Origin of the sequence: Sinorhizobium sp. CCBAU 05631, assembly GCF_002288505.1 — a bacterium.
Taxonomy (GTDB): domain Bacteria; phylum Pseudomonadota; class Alphaproteobacteria; order Rhizobiales; family Rhizobiaceae; genus Sinorhizobium; species Sinorhizobium fredii_C.
Map to the genome: position 1 here is coordinate 2808439 of NZ_CP023063.1, position 22542 is coordinate 2830980.

Genomic DNA, 22542 nt, shown 5'->3' on the forward strand with positions numbered 1-22542 from the left:
CCGAGGATATATCCCTCACCTGAAGCGGTTGCGATTCGGCCGGTTGGACTAGTCCTCTCCATTCGCCTTGCCGCCTGCGCTTAGACCATCAGGCCGAATGGCGACCGCGGGATGGAGACGGCATATTCCGCAGCACCTGAAACGGCCTTCCCGGCCCTCGTGAAAGGCGCCCTTGTGATGATCTCCACCACCGCCGCTTGGCTCGCATTCTTAGTCTTTGCCGGAACGATGACTTATGCCGGCGTAAAGGACGTGGCGACGATGACGATTTCGAACCGTCTCGTCGGTTTTCTGCTGGTCGCCTTCGCGGTGCTTGCGCCGCTCGCCGGCCTCGATCTTTCCACGATCTGGTCGAGCATCCTGGTCGCCTCGGCGGTGCTCGCCTGCACCTTCGCCTTCTTTGCCCTCGGCTGGATCGGCGGCGGCGACGCAAAACTGCTGCCCGTCGCGGTACTCTGGCTCGGCCCGGGGCTTGCCCTCGATTTCGTCGTCTACGCCTCGGTGCTCGGCGCGGTTCTCACGCTGACCCTGCTGCAGTTCCGCAGGGTGCCGCTGCCGGTCGTCTTGAAGAAGCACACCTGGTCGAGCCGGTTGCACCAGCCGCAATCGGGCATTCCGTACGGTGCGGCGATGGCGCCTGCGGCACTTCTCCTGCTCCCGGAAAGCCACTGGTTCTCCGCCCTTCTCTGAGGACTCCCTTAGTCCGTAACGCACAGGTCCTACCATGATCCGCTTGGTCATTCTCCTTTTCGCACTCGCCTCCGGCGGTGCCGCATCCTGGTTGGCGCTCGGCTTCACCGATCAGCCGACAGTCGAGGCAGCCGAAGTTCAACAGTCTCCCTCGCAGGAGGTGCTCGTCGCCGCGCAAGAGCTGGCCCGCGGCACGACGCTCGAGGAGTCGCACCTGCGCTGGCAGGCGTGGGAGGGAGAGATCCCGCCGGTGTTCATCAGCCGCAGCGCACGACCGGACGCGATGGCGACGCTCAAGGGGCTGCTCGCCCAGAGCGGTTTCGTCGCCGGAGAGCCGATCCGCGAGGATAAGCTTGCCCAGCGCGGCAGCGGTTTCCTCTCCAGCATGCTGCCTTCGGGAAAACGGGCGATAGCCGTCCGCGTCACGGCGGAGAGCACGGCCGGCGGCTTCATCCTGCCGAACGACCACGTCGACGTCATCCACACCGTCGCTCGTCCGGATTCATCTGGAAAGGACGGCAAGGTGGCCAGCCGTGCGATCCTTTCCAATATACGGGTGCTCGCGGTCGACCAGACCGTTTCCCAAGGTGCCGACGGTACGTCGGTGGTCGGTAAGACCGCGACACTCGAGGCAGACCCCGAGCAGATCGCCGTCATCGCCGCGGCAGAAGCCTCCGGCACCGTGTCGCTGGCGCTGCGGGCGGTCGCCGACAACCTGGAAGCACCGGTTGTCGAGACGGAAGGAAACCGACCAGGGGTCGTGCGCATTGTTAGTGGTGGGCGGCTGTCGATGGTCGAGGTTCCGTCCCGCTCCGGTGGCAGTTGACCGATTTTCACGGAATTTCGGACAGATGAAACAGCTCGACGCAAAAGTCCAGGACACCCCACGGGAACCGGTCGCACCGCTCCTGTCGATTCCGAAGGTGGACATCGCCGTGTTCTGCCGTTCGGCGGCGTTGAAGGAGACGATCGGCATGGCCGCCATGGACCGCCGGATGGCTCGCGCCACCGTGACGATCAAGGAAGGCGGCCTAAAGGAAGCGACGGCGCATTACGCGAGTGTCACTTCGCCAAACCTCGTCGTCGTGGAGAACACCGACGACGAGGCCCGCCTCATGAGTGCACTCGAAGCCCTGGCGGTTGAGTGCGTCACCGGAACCAAGGTCATCGTCGTCGGCTCGTCCAACGACGTTGGACTTTACAAGAGACTCGTGGATGCGGGCGTCAGCGACTATCTGGTCATGCCGTTCGACCCGATCGACTTCGTGGCGGCGGTGCATCGCTGCTTTCGCGACTCTGTCGAAGAGAAGCTCGGGCGTATCGTCGCCTTTATCGGCGCCAAGGGCGGAACCGGATCGTCGACACTCGCCCATAACGTCGCCTATGCGATGTCGAAGCGCGTCGATGCCGATGTGCTGCTGGCCGACCTCGACCTCCAGTTCGGCACGCTCGGGCTGGATTTCGATGTGGAAGCGGTCCAGGGCATGACCGACGTCCTCAGCAGCCCCGAGCGACTGGACGACGTCCTCCTGCGGCGCCTGGCGGTTCCCTATACGGAGCATCTGCACCTGCTTCCGACGACGACCGATCTCAACAGGTTCTTCTATCTCAAGGAGGAGCATGTCGATCACCTGCTCGATGTCGCCCGGTCCAGCGCCTGGCAAATCGTCGTCGATCTGCCGCACATTTGGATGCAGTGGACTCGAAAGATCCTGCTTGAGGCGGACGAGATCGTGATCACCGCAACGCCCGACCTGGCGTCGATGCGCAACGTGAAGAACCTGGTCGACCTCCTGAAGAAGGCGCGCCCCAACGATCCGCCGCCGAGACTCGTGCTGAACAGGACGGACACGCCGAAGCTCGCCGAGATCAAGCCGAAGGACTTCGCCGCCGCTGTCGGTCTTGAGGAAAGCGTATCCGTTCCCTTCGATCCCCAACTGTTCGGCAAGGCGGCCAATAACGGCCAATTGGTCATCGAATCGGCGCCCGAGTCGAAGGCGGGGCAGGCCATAGTATCGCTTGCCTGGCGGGTCGGCGGCACCAGGGAGAGACGGGTGCGGAAGAAGGGTATCGCAGGGCTGGTGCAGAGGTTCACCCAACGGCGAAAGCAGAAGGCAGCGGCGGGGCTTCGTAAGAACGCCCAGGAGCTGAAGAAGTCGGAGGCCGGCGCTTCGGCTGTGGAATTTGCGCTGTTTGCACCGGTGCTGGCACTCGGCCTCGTCGCTATGGCCGATGTGGCACTGGCGCTCCACGAGCGGATGACGATCGACCATGTGCTTCGGGCCGGAGCGCAAGCCGCCATGGCCGATCCGGGGGCGACGCAGGTCGACAAGGTGCTGCAGTCGACGCTGGCGCAAAGCGCGACGCCAGCCAATGTCGCCGTGGCGCCGGTACAGCGTTACTGCGCCTGCCCGGAAAACGCCGACGTCCAGCCGGAGGCCGCGCCGCAATGCGGGACGACATCCTGCGCAAATTCGGCACAGCAGCTGGTCTTCTATCGTCTCCAAGCGGCGAAGAATTACCAGCCCATGTCCCTGCCGGAGGCGCTCCCGCCCTTCCAGCTCAACTCCTCGATGCAGGTGCAGGTCCGATGACCCGATCGTTCCATACCCTTCGTCGCGCCTGGCGCAGCCAGTCGGGCGCGACGGCGGTCGAGTTCGCACTTGTCTGTTTTCCCCTGCTTCTGCTGATCCTTGGCGTCGTCGAGTTCGGCCGCGCCTTTTACGTGCGCAACGACCTGTCCTATGCCGCCGACTTCGCCGCCCGGCAGGTGCTCATAGGTCAGATCGCGCGCGATGCGCCGGACAGCGAAGCGCAATCGAAACTGGCGAACGCCGTCCGCGACAAGTTCGACAGCGGCGATCCCGATCTGCTGCAAATTGCCGTCAGCAAGCAAACGGTCGATGGCATCGATTTTCGCGTCCTGTCGATCCGCTATCCGTTCCGGTTCTTCGTCCCCGGGCTGGCCGAGACCCCGTTCAGCCTCGCCCTTTCGCGAAGAATTCCGATCAGCTGAGCGATCGGTCGAGTCCGGTCATGGTTCGCCCCCTTCGTCGAGCGGCTGGGTGCTCGGCGGAGGAGGCGCCGTCGTTTCCTCGCTGGGCTGAACCGGGTCGCAATGTTCCGTGCAGCTATAGGTCGATCGCCCGCCGCCGCCGTGCACGGTGACCAGACGGCCGCCCGCTGCGACTACATCGAGAACGATGTTGGCAACCTCGCCGCCTTCAGCGTCCATGACGATGAGGTTCGTCGAGCCGGGCGTCTTGCCGGTCAGGATGACCGTCTTGTCGTCGCTGAGCGTCGCGTGGGCGATGGCGGGATTGCCGATGATGAGCGTGCTCGCCGGTCGGGCGAGGATCAGTGGCCTCGCAAAATCGACAATGACCCTGACGACGCCCTCGGTCTGGCGGCTAGGCTCCAGGGCCGTGGACGGGGGGCTCTCTTCCGCCGCCTGCGCCGCGCCAAGGATGGTACAGGTCATCAGGGCGAGAACAACCCACCCGGCCCCGTCATGCCTTGGAACCACTCGCATTGTTCGCTCCCGATCTCTGTGAACGGACACACCATCCGTTCGAATAGGCTGGCAAAGCAAGAGGATAGTGCGGCCGGACGATTGGACTAGGCCAACAGGCCGACCTTACCGCGGAAGTGGTATCGGCCATCAGGCTGAATGGATCAAAAGGGTTAATAAAGTCTATATCAAGGCCACACAGCAAGCGGGAAACGAGCAGAAGCCGCCCCGGCCTGTGATGCCGAACTTGGCGTCGGCGCAACCCCAACCCAGTCGAAGGATCGTCTCATGAAAAATCTTCTCGTCCGCTTCGTCCGCAACGAATCCGGCGCCACGGCCATTGAATACGGCCTGATCGCAGGCCTCATCGCCGTCGTCATCATCACTGCCGTGCAGACCGTCGGCACCGACATCGGCGCCAAGTTCACCGCGATCGCAACGGCCCTCTAAGGCGACCCGAGTCACTGCGTCGGTCGCCAAGCGAAGCGGAAGGCACAATCGCCTTCCGCTGTCGCATCTGACGAGCACAGACATCTCAACGACGAGTGAAGCGACAACGATGTTCGGCAGAAAATCCACTCCGGATCAAAAGATTACCGAAACGGAAGCGCATGAGGCGGCGCGCGAGGCGCATTCCGCCGCGCCGCGAGAAATGCCGCGGCTTGCCGAAGTCCCGGCCGCCGCCAAGGCGGAAAAGGCCGACCAATACTACAGCCTTAAAAAAGAAATCTTCAGCGCGCTGATCGCCACCATCGACGTGGCGGCGCTGTCGAGCATGGACAGCGAACAGGCGCGCGAGGAAATCGGCGCGATCGTCAACGACATCGTCGCGGCCAAGAAGGCTGGAATATCCATGGCCGAGCAGAACGAGCTGCTCCGCGACATCTGCAACGACATTCTGGGCTACGGCCCTCTCGAACCGCTGCTCGCACGCGACGATATCGCCGACATCATGGTGAATGGCGCCGACCAGGTCTTCATCGAGGTCGGTGGTCGGGTGCAGCAGACGGGCATCCGTTTCCGCGACAACGAACAGCTCCTCAACATCTGCCAACGCATCGTCAGCCAGGTCGGCCGTCGCGTCGACGAAGCAAGCCCGATCTGCGACGCGCGTCTGGCCGACGGCTCGCGCGTCAACGTCATCGCGCCGCCGCTCGCGATCGACGGGCCGAGCCTGACGATCCGCAAGTTCAAGAAGGAGAAGCTGAACCTTGACCAGTTGGTCCGGTTCGGCTCGATCTCGCCCGAGGGCGCCGAGATCCTGAAGATCATCGGCCGCGTCCGCTGCAATGTGCTAATTTCCGGTGGCACGGGCTCCGGCAAGACGACGCTCCTGAATTGCCTTACCGGTTATATCGACGATGGCGAACGCATCATCACCTGCGAGGATGCGGCCGAGCTGCAACTGCAGCAGCCCCATGTGGTGCGGCTCGAGACCCGCCCGCCGAACATCGAAGGCCTGGGTGAGATCACCATGCGCAGCCTCGTCAAGAATTGCCTGCGCATGCGGCCGGAGCGGATCATCGTCGGCGAAGTGCGCGGACCCGAAGCCTTCGACCTGCTGCAGGCGATGAACACCGGCCACGACGGTTCGATGGGGACGCTCCACGCCAACTCTCCCCGCGAAGCGATCTCGCGCGTCGAGGCGATGATCACCATGGGTGGCCATTCGCTGCCGGGCAAGGCGATCCGGGAAATGCTGGTTTCATCGGTGGACGTGATCGTCCAGGCGGCGCGGCTGCGCGACGGCTCCCGCCGCATCACACACATCACCGAAGTCCTCGGTATGGAGGGCGACGTCGTGACGACGCAGGATCTCTTCGTCTACGACATCCTCGGAGAGGATGCGAAGGGCAACATCATCGGACGGCACCGCTCCACCGGCATCGGCCGCCCTGCCTTCTGGGATCGCGCCCGCTATTATGGCGAAGAAGCGCGCCTGGCCGCCGCCCTTGACGCGGCCGAGATCAAGGCGGCCGCCTGACGGTCGCTTCGTCGAATTCCCCGAGCATCTGACAAAGGCTAATACGGACATGCTGAGTGCTTCGCTGTTTCCCGTGCTCATCTTCTTCCTGGCGTCGACCTCCGTCGGCGGCCTGATGCTTGCTGCGCTTTATCCGCGGGCCGCGAAAGCCAGCGTCTACCGGCAAAGGTTCGGGCGCGTCGCCGGTCACACGGAGATCAAGCGAGCGGAGACGGCCGACGAGGAGCGCCGCGACCGTCGCCGCTCCGTGGAAAAGACGCTGCGGGAGATAGACGAGCAGCAGAAGGCGCATGCACGCAAGGGCGGCAAGCCGAAGCTCGACGTCAGGCTTCGCCAGGCCGGTCTCGGCTGGTCGATTCGCACCTATTGGTCCGCTTGCGCCGGGTCGGGCCTTGTCACCTATTTTCTGGTGACGCTGCAGGGCCTCGGCGCCTTCACGGCACTGGGCTTCGCCATAGCTGGCGGCCTTTTCCTGCCGCACCTCTATGTGAACATGAAGCGCAATATGCGGCTGAAGCGTTTCGCTGCCGAGTTTCCGAATGCTGTCGACGTGATCGTCCGCGGGCTGAAGGCAGGTCTGCCGATGACCGATTGCCTGAGAGTGATTGCGGCCGAAGCGCAGGAGCCGGTCAAGGGCGAATTCCTCACCATCGCGCAGGACCAGACGCTCGGGCTGCCGGTCGACGAAGCCGTCGAGCGCCTGTGCGATCGCATACCCCTGCCCGAGGCCAGGTTCTTCGCGATCGTCATAGCAATTCAGAGCCGCACGGGTGGCAGCCTCTCGGAGGCACTTGGCAACCTTTCCAAGGTGCTGCGCGAGCGCAAGAAGATGAAGGCGAAGATCAAGGCCATGAGCGCGGAGGCGAAATCCTCGGCCGGCATCATCGGCGCCTTGCCGTTCTTCGTGGCTGGCGCCGTGTACCTGACAAGCCCCGACTACATGTCGCTCTTGTTCACCACTTTCGCCGGAAAGATGGTGCTTGTCGGCTCAGCCCTGTGGATGAGCATAGGCACGTTCATCATGCGCAAGATGATCAACTTCGATTTCTGAGAAAAGACATGAACCTTGGCGCCCACATTCCCGATTCCGACCAGCTGTCCGCGATGTTGGCTGGCCTTGCTGCCTTTTCCGCCGTCGTGGCGGTTTCCTGGCCCTATATTTTCCGCGATACGCTCGCAGAGCGGATGCGCAAGGTGGAGGGCGAGCGCGAGCGCATCAGGCAGCGCGAGCGCACTCGGCTGAATGCCGAGAAGAGCAAAGTTTCCCTTCGCGCAGAGCCCAGGCGCTTCTTTCAGGCGATCGTCGATCGCTTCAACCTTGCCAAGCAGGCGGAGGATGGCAATATCCTTCGCCTGCTGAGCATGGCAGGCTACCGCGGCTACGCGCCGGTGACGACCTTCCTTGCCTTCAGGCTGATAGCGCCATTCGTGCTCTTCGCCGCTTGCCTCATCTATATCTTGCTCGCGCTTCGGCCCGAGGCGCCGTTGCTTGTCGTCATCGCGGTGGCCGGCGCGATGGGTTCGCTCGGCTATTTCGCTCCGGCGATTTTCATCCGGAACAGGATCACCAAGCGCCAGCAAGCGATCCGCCGCTCGTGGCCAGAGGCGCTTGACCTGCTGTTGATCACCGTCGAATCCGGCATGGGCATCGAAAGCGCCCTTCGCAAGGTGGGCGACGAGATTGGCGCGCAATCGCCCGAAGTCGCGGAGGAGATCCTGCTCACTACGGCGGAACTTTCCTATCTCCAGGACCGGCGGCAGGCCTTCGAGAACCTGGGGCAACGGACGGGCGTCGACGGGGTGCGCGCCGTGGTGACCAGCCTGATCCAGGCGGAGAAATATGGAACGCCGCTGGGTCAGGCGCTGCGGGTGATGGCGCAGGAGAACCGCGACATGCGCATGAGCGACGCGGAGAAGAGAGCCGCCGCACTTCCCCCGAAGCTGACCGTGCCGATGATCCTGTTCTTCCTGCCTGTTCTGTTCGCGGTGATCGTCACACCAGCGGCCATTCAGATCATGAGTGTGTAAGTCGATTTAAGGACACATGCAGTTGAGTTGGGGTGGGCGAGCGCGGCGCTGTGTGTCGAGATCGCCGCCTAGCGCCGCAACTCTCTTTCAACGTTCTCGTGTTCCGCTCGTAAGAGCGGTGATCTTCCCAGCTATATCGTCGAGGGGCAGCACGAAATCGACGAGACCGGCCGAGATCGCCGATTTCGGCATTCCGAAGACGACGGAGCTTTCTTCATCCTGCGCAATCACCTTCCCGCCCGCAACATGCAGTGCCCGAAGGCCCTCGGTGCCGTCTTCGCCCATCCCCGTCAGGATGACGGCAAGCGACTCGTCCCCGAAAGCGCGAGCGATTGAACCGAATAGATAGGATCCGGACGGCTTGAAGCCCTGGATGGGATCCTCGTCCACGACGCGAAGGCGTGATCTGCCGGAGACGCCGAGCTGGTGGCCGTCAGGGGCGAGGTAAACAGTGCCGGGCCGCAGGCGTTCGCCATTCGCGCCAACTTTTACCCTGAGCGCAATCGTGGCGTCGAGGGATGCAGCAACGCCTTCGATGAAGCCGTTCGATATATGCTGCACGATGAGGATGGGTGCGGGGAAATCGGCGGACAGGTCCTTCAATATCGAACGGATCGCGGCCGGTCCTCCCGTGGAAGCAGCGATGCCCACTATCGCGAGCTGGGTGTTGGCCGCAGGCTGGGGCGTCTCCTTGCGCTGGTGATCGCCGCGCCCTTTCTTGCGCCATTGACGAACGACTTTCACCTGCGCCATGGCCTTGATCGTCGATAGGAACCTATCCATGGCTGCTTTCTCGAGCGACGTGCCGGATGCAGTCGGCGCCGGGATGACCGCGAGCGCGCCCGAATCGAGCGCACGCGAGGCCATGGCCCCTAGGTGCGAACCGTCTCGATAGGCTACCATGACGACTGGCGTCGGTGCGGTGATCATGATCTCCTTGACGGTTTCGGCGGTGCCGTCGTCCCGCAGCTCCACTGCAACAATATCTGGCAAAAGCTTACCGGTCATCTTGACCGCGTCCTTGCCGTTTTTTGCGACGCCTATGAGCTCGACGGAGGCGTCGCCCAGAGTCGTCCTTTTGATGAGATTCTCGAGATCGGGCGTCGATGTCGCCAGAAGAATACGTGTCATCCTCGTCCTCACACGACCCGACGCATCGTCTCCAGGAAGTGCTGCGCATCGAACTGGTCCTTCCTCAGATAGGCATTTGCGCCGGCACGCAGCCCCCGCACCTTGTCTTCAAGCGCCTCCCGACCGGTGACGAGGACGACGGGAGTGTTGGTGAAACGCTCCGATCGACGAATAGCCTCGGTGAGTTCGAAGCCGTTCATCGACGGCATGTCGACGTCCGCGACGACCATATCGGCGCCGTCGTCAAGAAGCTGCTGCCAAGCCTCCCGGCCATTGCTTGCCATATTCACATCGTACCCGGCGCCTTCGAGGATGAGCTTGACCAGCGTTCGGACGTATTTTGAATCATCGACGACGAGCACCTTGCGCCGCGCGGCCTGAAGTGGCCGGGGCATGCGTGCGCCGTCCGTCGACCGTGTCCGGGCGGCGGCCTCGGCGAGTGCTGCAACGTTGAGGAGGAGGGCGATGCGCCCGTCGGGTAGGACCATGCCAGCACTATAGCGACGAACCTTCGTAAGCCGTGGGCCGAGCGGGCGTGCGAGAAGGTCCTGCTCCCCGGCAATAGAATCGACAAGCACCGCCACCGGCCCGCCCGGAGCGTCGAGCACGACCGCCGGCACGGCATGCCGGGTATCGGAGCTAGCCGACCGCATCCCGACCCAATCGGCGAGATCCACGAAAGGCATCGGACCGGTCGGGGTGCTGAGGATGTCCGTCCCCTCAGACGTTGCAAAGTCTTGCGCATGAACGCGCATCACCCGCTGGACCGATGCCGTGTCGATCGTGAACATATGCTCCCCTGCCATGACCATCACTACACGCACCATCGCAAGAGTCAGAGGGAGCGTGAGGGTAAAGGCCGCACCTCCTGTCGGCACTTGCGAGACCTCCGCTGTACCTCGCAGCGTTTCGACATTGCGTTTGACGATGTCGAGTCCTATGCCGCGCCCCGACAGGCTGGTAACCGTCGCGGATGTCGAGAGGCCCGGCTCGAAGACACGCCTCAGGAGCTCCGCTTCGTCTTTCACCTCCTCCAGATGTTCGCCGGCTGCCTTGCTGAGCCGGGCTACATCCACACCACGGCCGTCATCCTCCACGCGCACCTGCATCCGATCTCCTGATATCGCGGCGGCAATGACGACTCTTCCCCTTTCCGGCTTTCCCGCCTTTCGGCGTTCCTCGGGCGACTCGATGCCATGTGCGACTGCATTGCGCACGAGATGGCGAAGCGAGTCCTGCAGACCGGAAAGAATGGAACGGTCGATCTCGATCTCTCCACCCCCGATTTTCAGTTCCGCCAATTTCCCCGACGCGGCCGCCATGTCACGTACGACCCGATCGAGCCCCTTGCAGGCTTCCGCGAACGGTTGCGTGCGTGCGTGCCGTACCTCGTTTTCGAGTGCTGTCGCGACAGTGTGCATCAGTCTCATTTCCCGGCGCAGCGATGTCGCAAGCTGACGCAACCCGTTTTCGATACCTGCCGCCAGCGCGGCAGACTCGGGGACCGTGCCCCTCAGTTTCATTGCCTGCTCCCGCAGCAGGGATGCCTCCTCGGCGTGGCGCCGAATGACCGCGCCAAAGCTGAGCAGTTCGCCACTCCTGTATAGAAGAGCATCCAGTCGATCGGCGGAGACGCGCATGGAGCCGTCGGTATCGCTGTTGCGAACGGCCACCTGCCCCATCTGCGGAGGCCGTGGATTCGATTTGCCGCTGGGGTCATCCTCCCCTGTCGCCACGGCAGACTTCAGGGCATCGACCACGCTCTCCCCATGCGCGGGCGAAGGCGTCTCCCCGCTTTCCAAGAGGTGGGCCGCGTCCTGGATTGCGTCTGCGGCAGACAGAAGCAGTTCCAGCCTGGATTTCTCGAGCACGAGCTGCTCATTTACCGTGATAGAGATTATCTCTTCCATCCAGTGACAAATCGCTTCCACACCTCGCACTTGAAGCAAACCGGCGGCGCCCTTGAGGCTATGCACGGTCCTTAGTAGCTGCTCCTGCAGGCGGAGTTTCTCGTCGGCCCCGCCGGGGTCCTCGATGGCGAGCAATGTCTGCTCCATGTCGGATGCACGCTCGCGCACTTCCTGGGTGAACATCTGCAGCAATTCTCGATCGAATTGGTCGCGTTTTGTCATGTCAGTTGCCATGGTCAGCAAGCATTTCCTTCAGCCTGGAGCCAAGCTCGTTCAGATCTTTCGCGGCCTCTTCCGCTTGCCGGATCGCCGAGAAATTTTGGCTGCTCGCTTGCTCGATGTAATGCATCGCGTCGTGAATCTGCTTCATGCCTGCTTTTTGCTGGCCCGCCGAAGCCGCGATCTGGGCGACCGATCGCGCCGAATCGGCAACGATCGCCTCAAGCTGCCGGATCGTCTCGCCCGCTTCGTTCACCGTCTCTAGGGCGCGGCTGACACTCTTTGTGCCATCTTCAGCGCCAATGACCGCCGCGTTCGTCGCTTTCTGGATCTCCATCAGAATCCGCCGCACACGGGTGGTCGCTGACTTCGACTGGTCAGCAAGTGTCCTGATCTCACTGGCAACGACACTGAAGCCCCTGCCGTGCTCCCCGGCACGCGATGCCTCGATCGCCGCGTTCAGCGCCAACAGGTTCGTCTGGTCGGCGATCTCGGCGACAACCGTGACGATCTCACCAATTTCCAGGCTATTTTCCGCCAGCGATAGAATGTCCCCGGCAATCGCTTCGGTGCGGGCACTCACTGCGTTCATCACATGCACGGTATCATCGAGCGCCCTGCGGCCGTCATTGCTGATCTTGACGGCCTGGTCATAGGAGCCGGCAACCTGCTGAGCGCGCTGCGCCGCCTGTTCCGACGTCTGCAGCACCTCGTCGACGCTCGTCACCGTCTGAGCTACCGCCGATGATTGTTCACGCATGCCTTCGACCTGTTGCGTAGTCCCGGCAAGGATTTCGGCGGCAGACGACGAAAGATGTTGCGCCGTGTCCGAGATCGTGGCGAGCAGCTCTTCGAGCCGCTCCCTGCTGCTCCGTTCACTGTCAATCATCCCGGCAAGCCTCGCGGTCATTGCATTGAAGGAGAAGCCGAGGGCCGCGAGTTCGTCGCTGCCTTCTACGGCCGCCTTCTGCGTCAGGTCACCGGCGCTGACCCTTTCCGCCTGGCCTACGAGCGCGCGCGTGCGGCGGACGAGGCGACGCGCGACCCGCAGCACGTGGAGAAGCATAAGAACGGCGAGGACCGCAAAGCCCAGTTGCAGCAATTGAGAGCGCTGGAGCCGGACCACTCCTGCCTGCTCGATCCGATTGATCAATTCGTCCATGCGAGCAGCGAAGTCTCTAATCCCTGGATCAAGTTCATCCAGCGCAGCGGGACCGAGCGGCGCGTTGACCATCGCGCTTTCGAGCGCGGGCCTCACCTGCTCCCGCCATTGTTGGCGGGCTTGCTCGAGCTGCGCGAGAGCGGCAGGATCCGTCGTTGCTTCAAGCCCGAGTCTTTCGTCGCCATCGGCCAGACTGGCAAGCAGTCGCTCATTGCGATCCATCAGGCCGCGCAGCTCATCGGCAGCGGCGATCCGCACGGCGCCTTCCGCTCTTTCCAGGCGCGTGGTTGCGTACATCAACTGATAGGCAAGGCGCTGCTTGCCCAGCGATGATGTCGCGGCAAGATCGGCTCGCACCTGTTGCAGGGCAACTGAGCTCGACCCGACGAGCAGCGCCGAAGCGGCCACGAACAGCAGCATGGCCAAGCCCAAGGTGCCATAGAGACTATTCGTCAATCGCAGGCTCATGGAATTCGGTCCTTTCCGTCTCATCGGTGGCGATGATCTGCTCGTCCTCGAGAAAGAGACGGCGATCGTTCAACAGAAGGTGGCCGTCCAGAAAGACAATGACGCCTTCCGTTCTTGCGCAATCGAAGGATCCGCCGCTTTTACCGGGCTTCGCCGCAGCGAATTCCTCCGGTGGGAGCGCCACTATCTCCGGAACAGAATCGGACAGGATCAGGAATTCGGAATGCGTTCGCCCGCATACAATTGCCCATTCGCCGGCGCTGCCGGCCGATCGCGGGAGATCGAACAATCTGCTAAGGTCGAAGACGGGCAGCAGTTCGCCGCGCAAATCATAGACGCCACAGGCGTGCGAGGGCATCCCGGGAAGCGGACTGACGCGTGCCTTCGAAACGATCTCGCAAACATAGCGGATCTCCAAGGCAAACCGCCGATTCGATAGCATGAAGGTCACAAGTCCGACCGTCTGCTCATCTCTGCTGCCCGCGAATGCATCGCCGGCCGCTTGTCGTGATTCCTCGTATTGAGCCGCTTTCTGTGCCGATTCCAAAAGCGCTTCGGTCTGTTCTATCGCTGCCTCGATCCGTCTTCTGACGGCGATCCAGTCGACCGGACGAGCGGCGGGCCGGGAAAGCATTGTCATCGGCTTTCGCTCCCCCGCGCTTGGCGGATCTTGCCCATCTCCCGCCTTGCACGCTCCACCAGATCTCCAGCCGTCGCGTCTGCCATCAGAGAGATGCGCTCCTGTGGCGGACGGGAGAGGCAAAACTGCAGCACGTTTTCGAGGGCACGCAACGACGCTTCAGGGTCGCTCTGCCGGAGACAGACCCCGAGGAAGAACTGCGCGGCGGCCAGAGTGCTGTCCAGGTAGACGACTCGTCGCAGGGCTGCCGCAGCCGCATCGATCTCACCGTCGGCCATCTGCGAGAGCCCCTGCAGGAAATGCAGTTCCGGTGACAACGGATGACTTTCAACCGCCTGCGCAGCGAGGCACGCGGCTTCGCGGGTTTCACCCACGTCGTAACGCGCTCGGATTTGGGCGATGGCCCTGGAGAGCTTGTCGCCAGGTGCTTTTGGCGCAGCCGTGTCGCATGCTTGAGCCGCCGCCATGCGGGTGACGGGATTCTTGGGCTTGCCTCGAGCGGAAACGACGCCTGAGATCGGGCTCTTGCGAGCGTCCCCACGAGCCATCATGCGCCGGTAAACAACGCCTGCCGGCGTGATGCACGTCTCGAACGGGGCGTACTTCCACAAGGGCGGATCGGTCGGGGCGGTCAACAGCCAGCCTCGATCCGCAAGGCAGGCGAATAGCTGCCGTGCAATCCGAGGCACTTTACTCGCGTCGAGGTAGACGAGAACGTTGCGGCAAAGGATCAAGCGAAAGTCCGCCAATCCCCTTTCCGGCGCCGGAAGATCGGCTTCGCCAAGATTGAGGACAGCGAAATCGACCTGCGGGCGCAGTCGTTCGCTCAGTCGAAAGCGATCGTCACATGCGGTGAAGTATCGCTCCTTCAGCCTGCGATCCGTGTTCCTCAACGACCATTCGCCATACTCGGCGGCCCTGGCCGTTCCGAGCGCCCGTCGCGAAATGTCGACTGCACATATGCGAACTTCTTCCAAGAGACCTTCCTCGTCGCAGAGAATGGCAAGGGAGTAAGGCTCCTCCCCCGTTGCACAGCCGACACTCCAGATCCGGGCAGGCGCGCCGTCGGGCCGCCGCGTTAGTTCCGGAAGAATTTCCTGCCGTATCAGCTGAAACTGCTCGGGGCCGCGAAAGAAGTGCGTTTCACCGACGGTGACCGCTGCGATGACGTCGTCAGTCAAGTCCTGATCCAGCCCAAGCCGGCGAAGAAGCAGGCTGCTGTCGTCGATGCCGCGCCGCGCCATGATCCGGGCGATCGCCGAGGCTACGGTGCCTTGCCGCGATGCGGGAACGCTGAGGCCGACCCTGCAGGCGACCTCCCCGGCGAGATTGGCCGGAAGCGCGTGTCGGGTCACCGAACGCCTCCTGCCTCAATCGCGGCGGCGCAAAGAGGGCTATTTGATGAGCTGGCTGTGGAAACCGGCTGGCGCATTTTCGTCCCTAGCTTCGTGGCTCTGCCGTCGTCATTACGTCCTCGCGTGCTTTTGGGCTATTCGGCCGGATGGCCTAGAAGGCGGCCTATCCGGCCGTCCTAATGCGGGCTCCCGGTCATGGGTAAGAGGCGCGCCCCTGCGGCAGCGGCCTCCTGACGGTTCCTCACCCGCAAACTGCGGAAGAGTGCCGCCATGTGGATCTTCACCGTACCCTCGCCGAGTTTCAGCTTGCGAGCGATCTCCTTGTTCGAAAATCCCTCGACGAGAAGCAGGAGGACCTCGCGCTGCCTCGGCGTCAGGAACTCGATTGTACGATGACTTCGTTCGTCCTGGTTTCCGCGGGTGACCTGAGGCAACTCTATTTCCTCGGGAGGGGCGGGACGGCCCGCTATGGAGGGCGGGACGTAAACAGCGCCGTTGAGGATCGAGCCGATTGCTTCGGCCAGTTCGCTCGCCCCGAGGCCCTTTGGCACATAGCCGTTTATGCCGGCAGTCAGGGCAGACAGGATGTCCGACCGTCGCGACGACGCCGATACGACGGCGACCTTCAGATCGGGATGGATGTCACGGACGGCCGCAAGGCTCGCCGCACTTTGCATGCCCGGCATCGCCAAGTCGAACAAGGCGAGCGATATGTCTTCGTGCTCGGCGAGCCTTTCAATCGCTTCATCAAGCGACCCGGTTTCGATGATTCCCGTGAAATGCAATTTGCTCTTCAAGATGAACGCCAACGCGATGCGGAAGAATTCATCGTCATCGGCTATAAGTGCGACGCGTGAGGTATTCATTACGCTTCCCTCGCCGGTTGTCTGATGCTTGCGGGTCTTCAGTTCGGCCCGCTCCTAGGCCTGCAACTAACGATCGTCTCAGCGAACGCGTTCCCGCCATTGCCAATCAATGCGCGGTAGTACCAAAATTGTGCCACACACGCCTTGAGACGTGTAGGGCTAAATGCTGCTGCTATTTCTCCGGGCTGTTCACAAAACGTTCGTAAACGCGTGGTGCGCCGCCCCTTTCGAGCGGTCCGTCAATCAATTTGGAGCCTTCCGACGCAGGTAGCGGCCGTGAGAAGATGTATCCCTGCCCCCTCATGAAATCCTTCGGCATTCACCACCGCCAATTGATCCCCTGTCTCAATGCCCTCGATCGTCGTTGCCGATGCGCTTGAGAACTTGGAGGCGACTCTCCGGCATTTTTCTGAAGGCTTTCAGACCCGCGACCTCCAGAACGCGAAGGTCCAGATCGAAATTTTTCGATCCTCGCCTTGAGCTTCGATAGTTGCGTTTCGGCGGAACCCGTCCTTTGATGCGCTTCACAACTTACGCCATGTCGGGGAGACGCATGGACGGAACACACCTCTTCGAACTCGGGATCGCGATGTTCCTCGCGATCATAGCGCTCAATTATGCGGCCCACAGGCTTGGCCTTCCACCGTCGGTCGCATTGCTCGCGGGTGGGGCGATCCTGGCGTTCCTGCCGGGCCTGCCGGCGATCACCATCGATCCTGAACTCGTGCTCGTCATCTTCCTGCCGCCGCTCCTCCTCGACGGCGCCTGGTCAATCGCGGTTGGCCGCATCCGACACCATATGATGGGTATCGCATCGCTTGCCGTCGGCGCCGTCTTCTTCACATGCGCCGTTGTGGCCGTGGTCACTCATCTACTCTTCCCCTCGCTTCCTTGGGCCGCCTGCGCGGCGCTCGGCGCGATCGTGTCACCCCCCGACGCAGTTTCCGCACGAGCCGTCCTGGAGGGTGTGAAGCTGCCCCGGCGGCTCCAGATCCTGCTCGAAGGAGAGAGTCTCCTGAACGACGCGAGCGGCCTCGTGCTCTTCCGTTTTGCCGTCGCCGCCGCCGCAACGGGGATCTTCAGCCCCCCAGCGGCGTTGGGCAACTTCCTTCTTCTGGCGGTCGGCGGCGCCACGGTGGGCGCCGTCGTCGGAACGGCATGGGTGAAGCTCGTCAGGCGACTGGGCGACGAATACCTTATCATCGCCGCAACGACATTGCTCGCCTGGATCTCCTACCTCCTGGGAGAGATGCTGCATGTCTCCGGCGTCATCGCCACCGTCACCACGGGTCTGATCGCGACTTGGCATCAGCACACGGTTCTGTCGGCCGCTACGCGCATGCGGGGGACGTCGTTCTGGACTGTCTTCGTATTCCTGATGGAAGCTGCGGTCTTCGTTTTGATCGGTCTATCGCTGCGGGACGTCGTCGAGCGAAGCGGTGGATTCGGCACGGTGGTCGCGACGATGGGACTGCCGGTCATCGCTGTGCTCACCACGCTTGTCATCGCGCGCTTCGCGTGGGTTTTCGGATCCGAGCTTGTGATAAAGCTGCTCAATGTCCTTAGTCTCGCTCGAACGCAACCTCTCGGCTCCGGCGGCGCAACCGTGCTGAGCTGGGCGGGCGTACGGGGCGTGGTCACGCTCGCTCTCGCGCTCAGCTTGCCGGAAGATTTTCCCGGCCGCGACTTCATCCTTGTGACGGCATTCGCCGTGATATTTGGAACGGTGCTCGTGCAGGGCACGACGCTCGGACGCGTGATCGCCTGGGCGCAACTCGCTGAGCCGGACTCCGAAAAGGCGCCTCTGACAATGAGCCAGGCAGAAGCAGCGATGGCCCAAGTCCAGCTTGCCACCATCCAGAGCTTGGCATACGACGCCGAAGGAAACCTCATCCACCCTCAACTGCTGGAACGATACCAGCGTCGCGCGACGACGATCGTCGACTACGCCGTGCGGACTGAGCATTACCGACCCGCCTTGCATGCCCACTTCGACGTCGTACTGGAAGCTGTTGCGACCGGCCGGAGGGAACTGATTCGCCTTCATCGCGCTGGCGAGATAGACGATGAAACGCTTCAGGAACTTGAACGGGATCTCGACCTGGAAGAGTTGAGTGCCATCTCTGCAAAAGCATGAAGTTCACGATGCGTTGGCGGTCGCTTCTGGGGCGACTGCAGACGTTCATCGCCCCCGAGTGAACTTCCGCTCACCATCTGTGGACGCCCCGTAAGACGCAAGCGGTTTTCGGCGGTTGGCACGTTGTCGGATGCTGCCATCTGTCCGGCCTCTTGATGCAGCGCAAAGGCTGCGGGCCCGTATGGGAGTGCGCGGACCGGAACCATATCACCCTAAGCGTGCTCGCTGACACGGTGGTGAGCCCTGGTTCTTCCGGCCCCGTCTCGCCGACTGCTGTGCCATACCCTCCTTCGACCGACCACGTCTCCGACGACCTCAGGCCCGTCCGGCTTACGCCGTGACCGCGGCCGGAGCCTTGTAACTCTCCTGCTTCATGAGCAGCGCCCAAACGATCCGTGCCATCTTGTTGGCGAGCGCGACCGCCACCAGCATGCGCGGTTTGCGCGCCAGCATCTGTTCCAGCCAAGAGCCCTTCGGTGCGCCGCGCCTTGCTGCCTGTTTTATGACCGCCATGCTGCCGATGATGAGCAGACGCCTGAGCGTGCGCTCGCCCATTTTTGAGATGGCGCCGAGCTTCTGCTTGCCGCCCGTCGACTTCTGCAGCGGGGCAAGCCCGAGCCAAGCGGCGAAGTCGCGCCCCTTCGCGAAGGTCTCGGCCGGCGGTGCGAGCGCGGCGATTGCGGTCGCGGTGATCGGGCCGACGCCCGGAATCGTCATCAACCGCCGCGATACCGCGTCCTCGCGGGCGCGCCGCGCGATTTCCCGGTCGAGTTCGGCGATCCTCCCGTCCAGTTCGGGCAGAAGGTCCAGCATCAGCCTGATCATCGCTAGGGCGGCTGGCGGCAACGAGGAGGCCATCTCCTCTTCCTCGAGCAGGTCGGCCAGCATCGCCACATAGGACGGTCCCTTCGGCGCGACCCAGCCATATTCCGTCAGGTGACCGCGGATCGCGTTGATCAGTTGGGTCCGCTGGCGAACCAAGAGATCGCGGGTCCGGAACACGAGCGCCGCTGCTTGCTGCTCCTCGCTCTTCACGGCGACAAACCGCATGTTCGGGCGTTGCGCCGCCTCGCAGATCGCCTCAGCATCGACGGCATCGTTCTTGTTCCGCTTAACGAAGGGCTTGACGTAGGCCGGCGGGATCAGCCGGACTGTATGGCCCATGTCCATCAGCTCGCGACCCCAGTGATGGGCACCGCCGCAAGCTTCCAGAGCGACGGTGCAGGCAGGCTGGGCGGCGAAAAAGTCCAACACCTTCCCCCTGCTCAGCTTCTTGCTGAAAAGCGCGTGGCCGCGCTCGTCGGCACCGTGTGCATGGAAAACATACTTCGCGATATCCAGACCGATCGTGGTAACCTCAGGCACGGACGCCTCCCTCCAATGGTTGCAACACCGCCATTCTGGCACAGCGATGCCGTCGGGGGCGTCCACCCCATCACCCGAAAGGTCACTTCCACGAGGATTATCATTGGGCGGCTTGACGGGTAAGCGCTGCGGCAGTGGAGGGGAGAAAAGCTATGTCTAGCTGGAACTCGGGCCGCATTATTGGTCAGAAGCCTCCGTTGAAGCCGAAGGAGGTCTGGGCCATCCGAACCCGCCTCCAAATGTCCGGTGCGGTACGCGACCTGCGCTGTTCAATCTCGCGATCGACAGCAAATTGCGAGCTTGTGATCTCGTCGCAATTTCAGTTGCCGATGTTGCGATTTCCGGAAGGGTTCGCGACCGCGCGATCATCATCCAACGGAAAACAGGCCGACCAGTGCAGTTCGAACTGACCGATCAAACGCGGGAGGCTATCGCTGCATGGATTGGAAGTCGCAGGCTCGGTGAACGGGATTATCTGTTTCCAGCCGCGTGCACGCAAAGCCGCACCTGTCGACGCGGCAATATGGCAGGATCGTCGAGCGCTGGGTGTCGAGCACCGGGCTTGATCCCGAACGTTACGGCACGCATTCAATAAGACGGACGAAGGCGGCGCACATTTACAAGAAGACAGGCAACTTGCGCGCCGTCCAGCTCTTGCTCGGCCATAAGAAGCTGGAGAGCACCGTGCAATACCTCGGAATAGAGGTGGACGACGCCTTAGCAATTTCTGAGCAAGTGGAACTCTAGTACTCAAGGGCGGCATTTCTCGTCGAAGTGCCAACCCGTGAGCCCTGTTGAAGGCAAAAGATCGGTAGAGTCGAGGTGTGGCGCGGGTGGCTGTAGGTCGAGCCTATCTGTTTCCGCCCCTTTCGTCTGGCGGTGCCTTGGTGGCTCGACCGTGACTGCCGTTTCCACACCCCGCTCATCGAACCGGACATGCAGGTCTCCCGCATCCGGCTCTCGGACAAGATCTCACGCCTTCACCCACGGCACGCCCCGTCCAAGTCGGGTCAGACGTACCAGCCCATAGTGCTGGTAAAGGTGCGAGTCTGGATAGGACCCACCTCTCTTCCGTCTGGTCTTATGCTTGGAGCGCAGCCACCGGAGCAACCGCACTGCGGTATAGCTGTCGAGCAGCCGATACGCCTTGCTGGTGGTCCCTACCGAGAAGTAGTTCGCCAGCCGCGCAGCGTGCGGTTCAACTTTGCTATCAGCAGTGTGGTCTCTTGCCATGTACCCTTTCGGTCGGTCAGCGCGTGGACAGTCTCGACCGCGCGCCTGATGCTTTTCTTCGATGGCCGGTAGCCCAGGCGGGCGTGGCCGGTTATCGGAGAGTACATCCGTCCGAACGTGTAGCCCAGAAAGTCGAAGTCGCCCTCCGGCACCTTGCAGATGCGTGTCTTGTCCTCGTTCACCGTCAGCTTCAGCTTGTCCATGGTCATGCGCAGGCACTGGAGCGCCGCTTCCGCATTGCCCCTCCTGCACAGGATCACGAGGTCGTCGGGTAGGTGACGAGCCGCGTGCCTAAGCTTTGCTCAAGCCCGAGCTTCTTCCATCCCAGCACGAACCGGCGCATTTAGAGGTTCGCCAGCAAGGGTGAGACGGGTGAGCCTGCGGAATGCCGCGCCGCTTATCCCGCGCCTCCGTCGTTCGCGTCTTCCGGCCTCGATCATCGGTTTCTTCGACGGGACATTCCAGACACATCTTGATCAAGTGCAGCACCCGCCGATCAACGATCCGGCGCGCCAGCGACTTCATCAGTTCTGAATGCGGAACGCTCCCGAAGTAGTCCGCGAGGTCGGCGTCGACGACTTCAGGATGACCACGGAACAGCGTCTCCTCCACCTTGGTCACCGCCTGCTGGGCGTTGCGCCCGACACGGTAGGCATAGAGTTCCGGTGGAAGGTCGGCCTCAAAGATCGGTTCCAGCACCAGCATCGCTGCCGTCATGCAGACCCGATCTCGCACGGTCGAGATGCCCAGCGGCCTGAGTTTGCCGTTGGCCTTCGGTATGAACACGCGTCTGATTGGTTCCGGTCGGTAGGTCTCCTTTCTGAGCGCAAGCGCCAGTTCACCAAGCCACCGCTCTAGCCCTTACGCTTCGAGGTCCGCAAAGTCGCGACCGTCTACCCCCGGTGCGCCGTTCGAGCGGCACTGAGCATAGGCATGGGCCAGAACATCCTCGCGGCTGATCTTGTCGTACAGGGCGTAGAAGCGGTAGCCGGCTTCTGCCTTCGCTTTCGCGTGTAACGCCGTCTGCAGTTTCTGAACACTTGTCGGAGTTGATAGGTTTCCCAATCTCCGGTCCCTCTCCACTTGTTGCGCTCGTCTTGAACTGAGGCCCCTTCCCTCCACCGGCATTACCCGGCTTCTCCGGTACTACGAGCCTCTCCGCCACCCCAGGCCGCCCGGCCTGTCCCTCGCGGGCGTCCGGTTGGTCATCCCTGACCACGTCCTGGGGCTTCCCGTGTTGCGTGCGCTTTCCTTGTGTACATGCTGCCGCAACTACCCCGGTGCAGCAGATGGGCTCAAACGTCGCTCAAACTCACCCATCCATATCAGCCTTCCCCGCAAGGGTTGACGGGTCGGCCTGCACATCGACCTTTTCGAGGGTTGCTCGGCGTTCACTCGCGTTGCGGCCTGCACACTCGCGCGGTCACCAATTTCGTGACCCGCTAATCGAAGGCTTCAGACATGTCGTCTCCTCCATGCCTGCTCCGATTGATTCCCGGCTGGAGCGGTTGCCGGGTGCACTTGCACCCACTGGAAAGCGCCGCCTTGGCACGGCGCACACCCAGAGCGGTCGCCCGCCGATCACACATGGAATGTCCTGTACTGGCACGCAGACTTCTTTGCCGAGCCGTGGAGCGCGGCGAGAAGTCACCGCTGCCTCCCGGCTTATGCGTGTCGCGTTCGTGACGCATCTATAATGTTATAACGTAACTTTCCATTTGACGAATGTAATAACGTAACCTATCGAGGGCGAGACACATGCACTCTGCATCCATCTTCGTCACGGAAAAAATGTTTGGAGGTCTGAATGCGCACACTGTTCGTGCTGCTCACTACGGTTGCA

The 22542-nt window shown here is 62.4% G+C and carries 20 protein-coding genes and 1 pseudogene; 10 read left to right on the forward strand and 11 right to left on the reverse strand.

The annotated features are described in order from the left end of the window. Positions 1 to 177 precede the first annotated feature (177 nt). From SS05631_RS13765 to SS05631_RS13780, 4 genes are read left to right on the forward strand one after another with little or no spacing between them, the layout of a single operon-like run. Entirely contained in the window at positions 178 to 690 is a 513-nt protein-coding gene (locus SS05631_RS13765; protein ID WP_037426286.1) for a prepilin peptidase, read from the forward strand. A 34-nt stretch (positions 691 to 724) separates the two neighbouring features. Next, a complete protein-coding gene (gene cpaB / locus SS05631_RS13770) occupies positions 725 to 1516 on the forward strand; it encodes a Flp pilus assembly protein CpaB (protein ID WP_037426235.1) in 792 nt (263 codons plus the stop codon). A gap of 25 nt (positions 1517 to 1541) precedes the next feature. Next, on the forward strand, positions 1542 to 3284 hold the full coding sequence (locus SS05631_RS13775; protein WP_037426238.1) for an AAA family ATPase: 1743 nt from the start codon (positions 1542 to 1544) through the stop codon (positions 3282 to 3284). Further along, positions 3281 to 3706, forward strand: a complete 426-nt coding sequence (locus SS05631_RS13780; protein WP_037426241.1) for a TadE/TadG family type IV pilus assembly protein — start codon at positions 3281 to 3283, stop codon at positions 3704 to 3706. The genes SS05631_RS13775 and SS05631_RS13780 overlap by 4 nt, the downstream gene beginning before the upstream one ends. Positions 3707 to 3724: 18 nt before the next feature. Here SS05631_RS13780 and SS05631_RS13785 read toward each other — a convergent pair whose 3' ends face one another. Then, positions 3725 to 4222 (reverse strand): pilus assembly protein N-terminal domain-containing protein, encoded by a 498-nt coding sequence (locus SS05631_RS13785; protein ID WP_037426244.1) that lies wholly within the window; start codon positions 4220 to 4222, stop codon positions 3725 to 3727. A 267-nt stretch (positions 4223 to 4489) separates the two neighbouring features. Here SS05631_RS13785 and SS05631_RS13790 point away from each other — a divergent pair, with 267 nt between their 5' ends. The 4 genes from SS05631_RS13790 (at position 4490) to SS05631_RS13805 (ending at position 8213) form a co-directional block, all read left to right on the forward strand. Then, the gene (locus SS05631_RS13790; protein WP_018235797.1) at positions 4490 to 4651 is read left to right on the forward strand and encodes a Flp family type IVb pilin; all 162 of its coding nucleotides are present in this window, start codon (positions 4490 to 4492) and stop codon (positions 4649 to 4651) included. A 109-nt stretch (positions 4652 to 4760) separates the two neighbouring features. Further along, complete coding sequence (locus SS05631_RS13795; RefSeq protein ID WP_095677998.1) at positions 4761 to 6185, forward strand: CpaF family protein; 1425 nt, start codon at positions 4761 to 4763, stop codon at positions 6183 to 6185. Positions 6186 to 6234: 49 nt separating this feature from the next. Further along, positions 6235 to 7236, forward strand: a complete 1002-nt coding sequence (locus SS05631_RS13800; protein ID WP_037426251.1) for a type II secretion system F family protein — start codon at positions 6235 to 6237, stop codon at positions 7234 to 7236. 8 nt (positions 7237 to 7244) lie between these two features. Continuing rightward, complete coding sequence (locus tag SS05631_RS13805; protein ID WP_037426255.1) at positions 7245 to 8213, forward strand: type II secretion system F family protein; 969 nt, start codon at positions 7245 to 7247, stop codon at positions 8211 to 8213. A gap of 87 nt (positions 8214 to 8300) precedes the next feature. Here SS05631_RS13805 and SS05631_RS13810 read toward each other — a convergent pair whose 3' ends face one another. The 6 genes from SS05631_RS13810 to SS05631_RS13835 form a co-directional block, all read right to left on the reverse strand. Further along, positions 8301 to 9344: a chemotaxis protein CheB gene (locus SS05631_RS13810; RefSeq protein ID WP_037426257.1), complete on the reverse strand. Its 1044-nt coding sequence runs from the start codon at positions 9342 to 9344 to the stop codon at positions 8301 to 8303. A gap of 8 nt (positions 9345 to 9352) precedes the next feature. Continuing rightward, positions 9353 to 11476 (reverse strand): response regulator, encoded by a 2124-nt coding sequence (locus tag SS05631_RS13815; protein ID WP_037426289.1) that lies wholly within the window; start codon positions 11474 to 11476, stop codon positions 9353 to 9355. A gap of 1 nt (position 11477) precedes the next feature. Continuing rightward, entirely contained in the window at positions 11478 to 13103 is a 1626-nt protein-coding gene (locus SS05631_RS13820) for a methyl-accepting chemotaxis protein (protein WP_037426259.1), read from the reverse strand. Next, positions 13081 to 13743 carry a chemotaxis protein CheW gene (locus tag SS05631_RS13825; protein WP_037426262.1) on the reverse strand — a complete coding sequence of 221 codons (663 nt, stop codon included), beginning with the start codon at positions 13741 to 13743 and terminating at the stop codon, positions 13081 to 13083. The genes SS05631_RS13820 and SS05631_RS13825 overlap by 23 nt, the downstream gene beginning before the upstream one ends. Next, complete coding sequence (locus SS05631_RS13830; RefSeq protein WP_037426266.1) at positions 13740 to 15098, reverse strand: protein-glutamate O-methyltransferase CheR; 1359 nt, start codon at positions 15096 to 15098, stop codon at positions 13740 to 13742. The genes SS05631_RS13825 and SS05631_RS13830 overlap by 4 nt, the downstream gene beginning before the upstream one ends. 176 nt (positions 15099 to 15274) lie before the next feature. After that, positions 15275 to 15964 carry a response regulator transcription factor gene (locus SS05631_RS13835; RefSeq protein WP_037426269.1) on the reverse strand — a complete coding sequence of 230 codons (690 nt, stop codon included), beginning with the start codon at positions 15962 to 15964 and terminating at the stop codon, positions 15275 to 15277. A 553-nt stretch (positions 15965 to 16517) separates the two neighbouring features. Here SS05631_RS13835 and SS05631_RS13845 point away from each other — a divergent pair. Next, positions 16518 to 18101 (forward strand): Na+/H+ antiporter, encoded by a 1584-nt coding sequence (locus tag SS05631_RS13845; protein ID WP_037426270.1) that lies wholly within the window; start codon positions 16518 to 16520, stop codon positions 18099 to 18101. Positions 18102 to 18431: 330 nt separating this feature from the next. Here SS05631_RS13845 and SS05631_RS13850 read toward each other — a convergent pair whose 3' ends face one another. Further along, positions 18432 to 19466 (reverse strand): IS110 family transposase, encoded by a 1035-nt coding sequence (locus SS05631_RS13850; RefSeq protein WP_037393045.1) that lies wholly within the window; start codon positions 19464 to 19466, stop codon positions 18432 to 18434. Positions 19467 to 19618: 152 nt separating this feature from the next. Between SS05631_RS13850 and SS05631_RS31415 the strand changes: the two are divergent. Then, positions 19619 to 20213, forward strand: a pseudogene (locus tag SS05631_RS31415) (tyrosine-type recombinase/integrase). 413 nt (positions 20214 to 20626) lie between these two features. On the opposite strand, the gene SS05631_RS31645 reads toward SS05631_RS31415, so the two are convergent. The 3 genes from SS05631_RS31645 to SS05631_RS31655 form a co-directional block, all read right to left on the reverse strand. Then, a complete protein-coding gene (locus tag SS05631_RS31645; protein ID WP_202947954.1) occupies positions 20627 to 20908 on the reverse strand; it encodes a hypothetical protein in 282 nt (93 codons plus the stop codon). Positions 20909 to 20990: 82 nt separating this feature from the next. Continuing rightward, positions 20991 to 21485, reverse strand: a complete 495-nt coding sequence (locus SS05631_RS31650) for a reverse transcriptase domain-containing protein (protein ID WP_202947952.1) — start codon at positions 21483 to 21485, stop codon at positions 20991 to 20993. 75 nt (positions 21486 to 21560) lie between these two features. Next, positions 21561 to 21764, reverse strand: a complete 204-nt coding sequence (locus SS05631_RS31655) for a hypothetical protein (protein WP_202947953.1) — start codon at positions 21762 to 21764, stop codon at positions 21561 to 21563. Between the last annotated feature and the right edge of the window lie 778 nt (positions 21765 to 22542).

Bases quoted from the DNA above. Each gene is read 5' to 3' on its own strand.
- SS05631_RS13765 (WP_037426286.1), top strand. From the start codon at position 178: ATGATCTCCACCACCGCCGCTTGGCTCGCATTCTTAGTCTTTGCCGGA.
- cpaB (WP_037426235.1), top strand. From the start codon at position 725: ATGATCCGCTTGGTCATTCTCCTTTTCGCACTCGCCTCCGGCGGTGCC.
- SS05631_RS13775 (WP_037426238.1), top strand. From the start codon at position 1,542: ATGAAACAGCTCGACGCAAAAGTCCAGGACACCCCACGGGAACCGGTC.
- SS05631_RS13780 (WP_037426241.1), top strand. From the start codon at position 3,281: ATGACCCGATCGTTCCATACCCTTCGTCGCGCCTGGCGCAGCCAGTCG.
- SS05631_RS13785 (WP_037426244.1), bottom strand. From the start codon at position 4,222: ATGCGAGTGGTTCCAAGGCATGACGGGGCCGGGTGGGTTGTTCTCGCC.
- SS05631_RS13790 (WP_018235797.1), top strand. From the start codon at position 4,490: ATGAAAAATCTTCTCGTCCGCTTCGTCCGCAACGAATCCGGCGCCACG.
- SS05631_RS13795 (WP_095677998.1), top strand. From the start codon at position 4,761: ATGTTCGGCAGAAAATCCACTCCGGATCAAAAGATTACCGAAACGGAA.
- SS05631_RS13800 (WP_037426251.1), top strand. From the start codon at position 6,235: ATGCTGAGTGCTTCGCTGTTTCCCGTGCTCATCTTCTTCCTGGCGTCG.
- SS05631_RS13805 (WP_037426255.1), top strand. From the start codon at position 7,245: ATGAACCTTGGCGCCCACATTCCCGATTCCGACCAGCTGTCCGCGATG.
- SS05631_RS13810 (WP_037426257.1), bottom strand. From the start codon at position 9,344: ATGACACGTATTCTTCTGGCGACATCGACGCCCGATCTCGAGAATCTC.
- SS05631_RS13815 (WP_037426289.1), bottom strand. From the start codon at position 11,476: ATGACAAAACGCGACCAATTCGATCGAGAATTGCTGCAGATGTTCACC.
- SS05631_RS13820 (WP_037426259.1), bottom strand. From the start codon at position 13,103: ATGAGCCTGCGATTGACGAATAGTCTCTATGGCACCTTGGGCTTGGCC.
- SS05631_RS13825 (WP_037426262.1), bottom strand. From the start codon at position 13,743: ATGACAATGCTTTCCCGGCCCGCCGCTCGTCCGGTCGACTGGATCGCC.
- SS05631_RS13835 (WP_037426269.1), bottom strand. From the start codon at position 15,964: ATGAATACCTCACGCGTCGCACTTATAGCCGATGACGATGAATTCTTC.
- SS05631_RS13845 (WP_037426270.1), top strand. From the start codon at position 16,518: ATGGACGGAACACACCTCTTCGAACTCGGGATCGCGATGTTCCTCGCG.
- SS05631_RS31645 (WP_202947954.1), bottom strand. From the start codon at position 20,908: ATGACCATGGACAAGCTGAAGCTGACGGTGAACGAGGACAAGACACGC.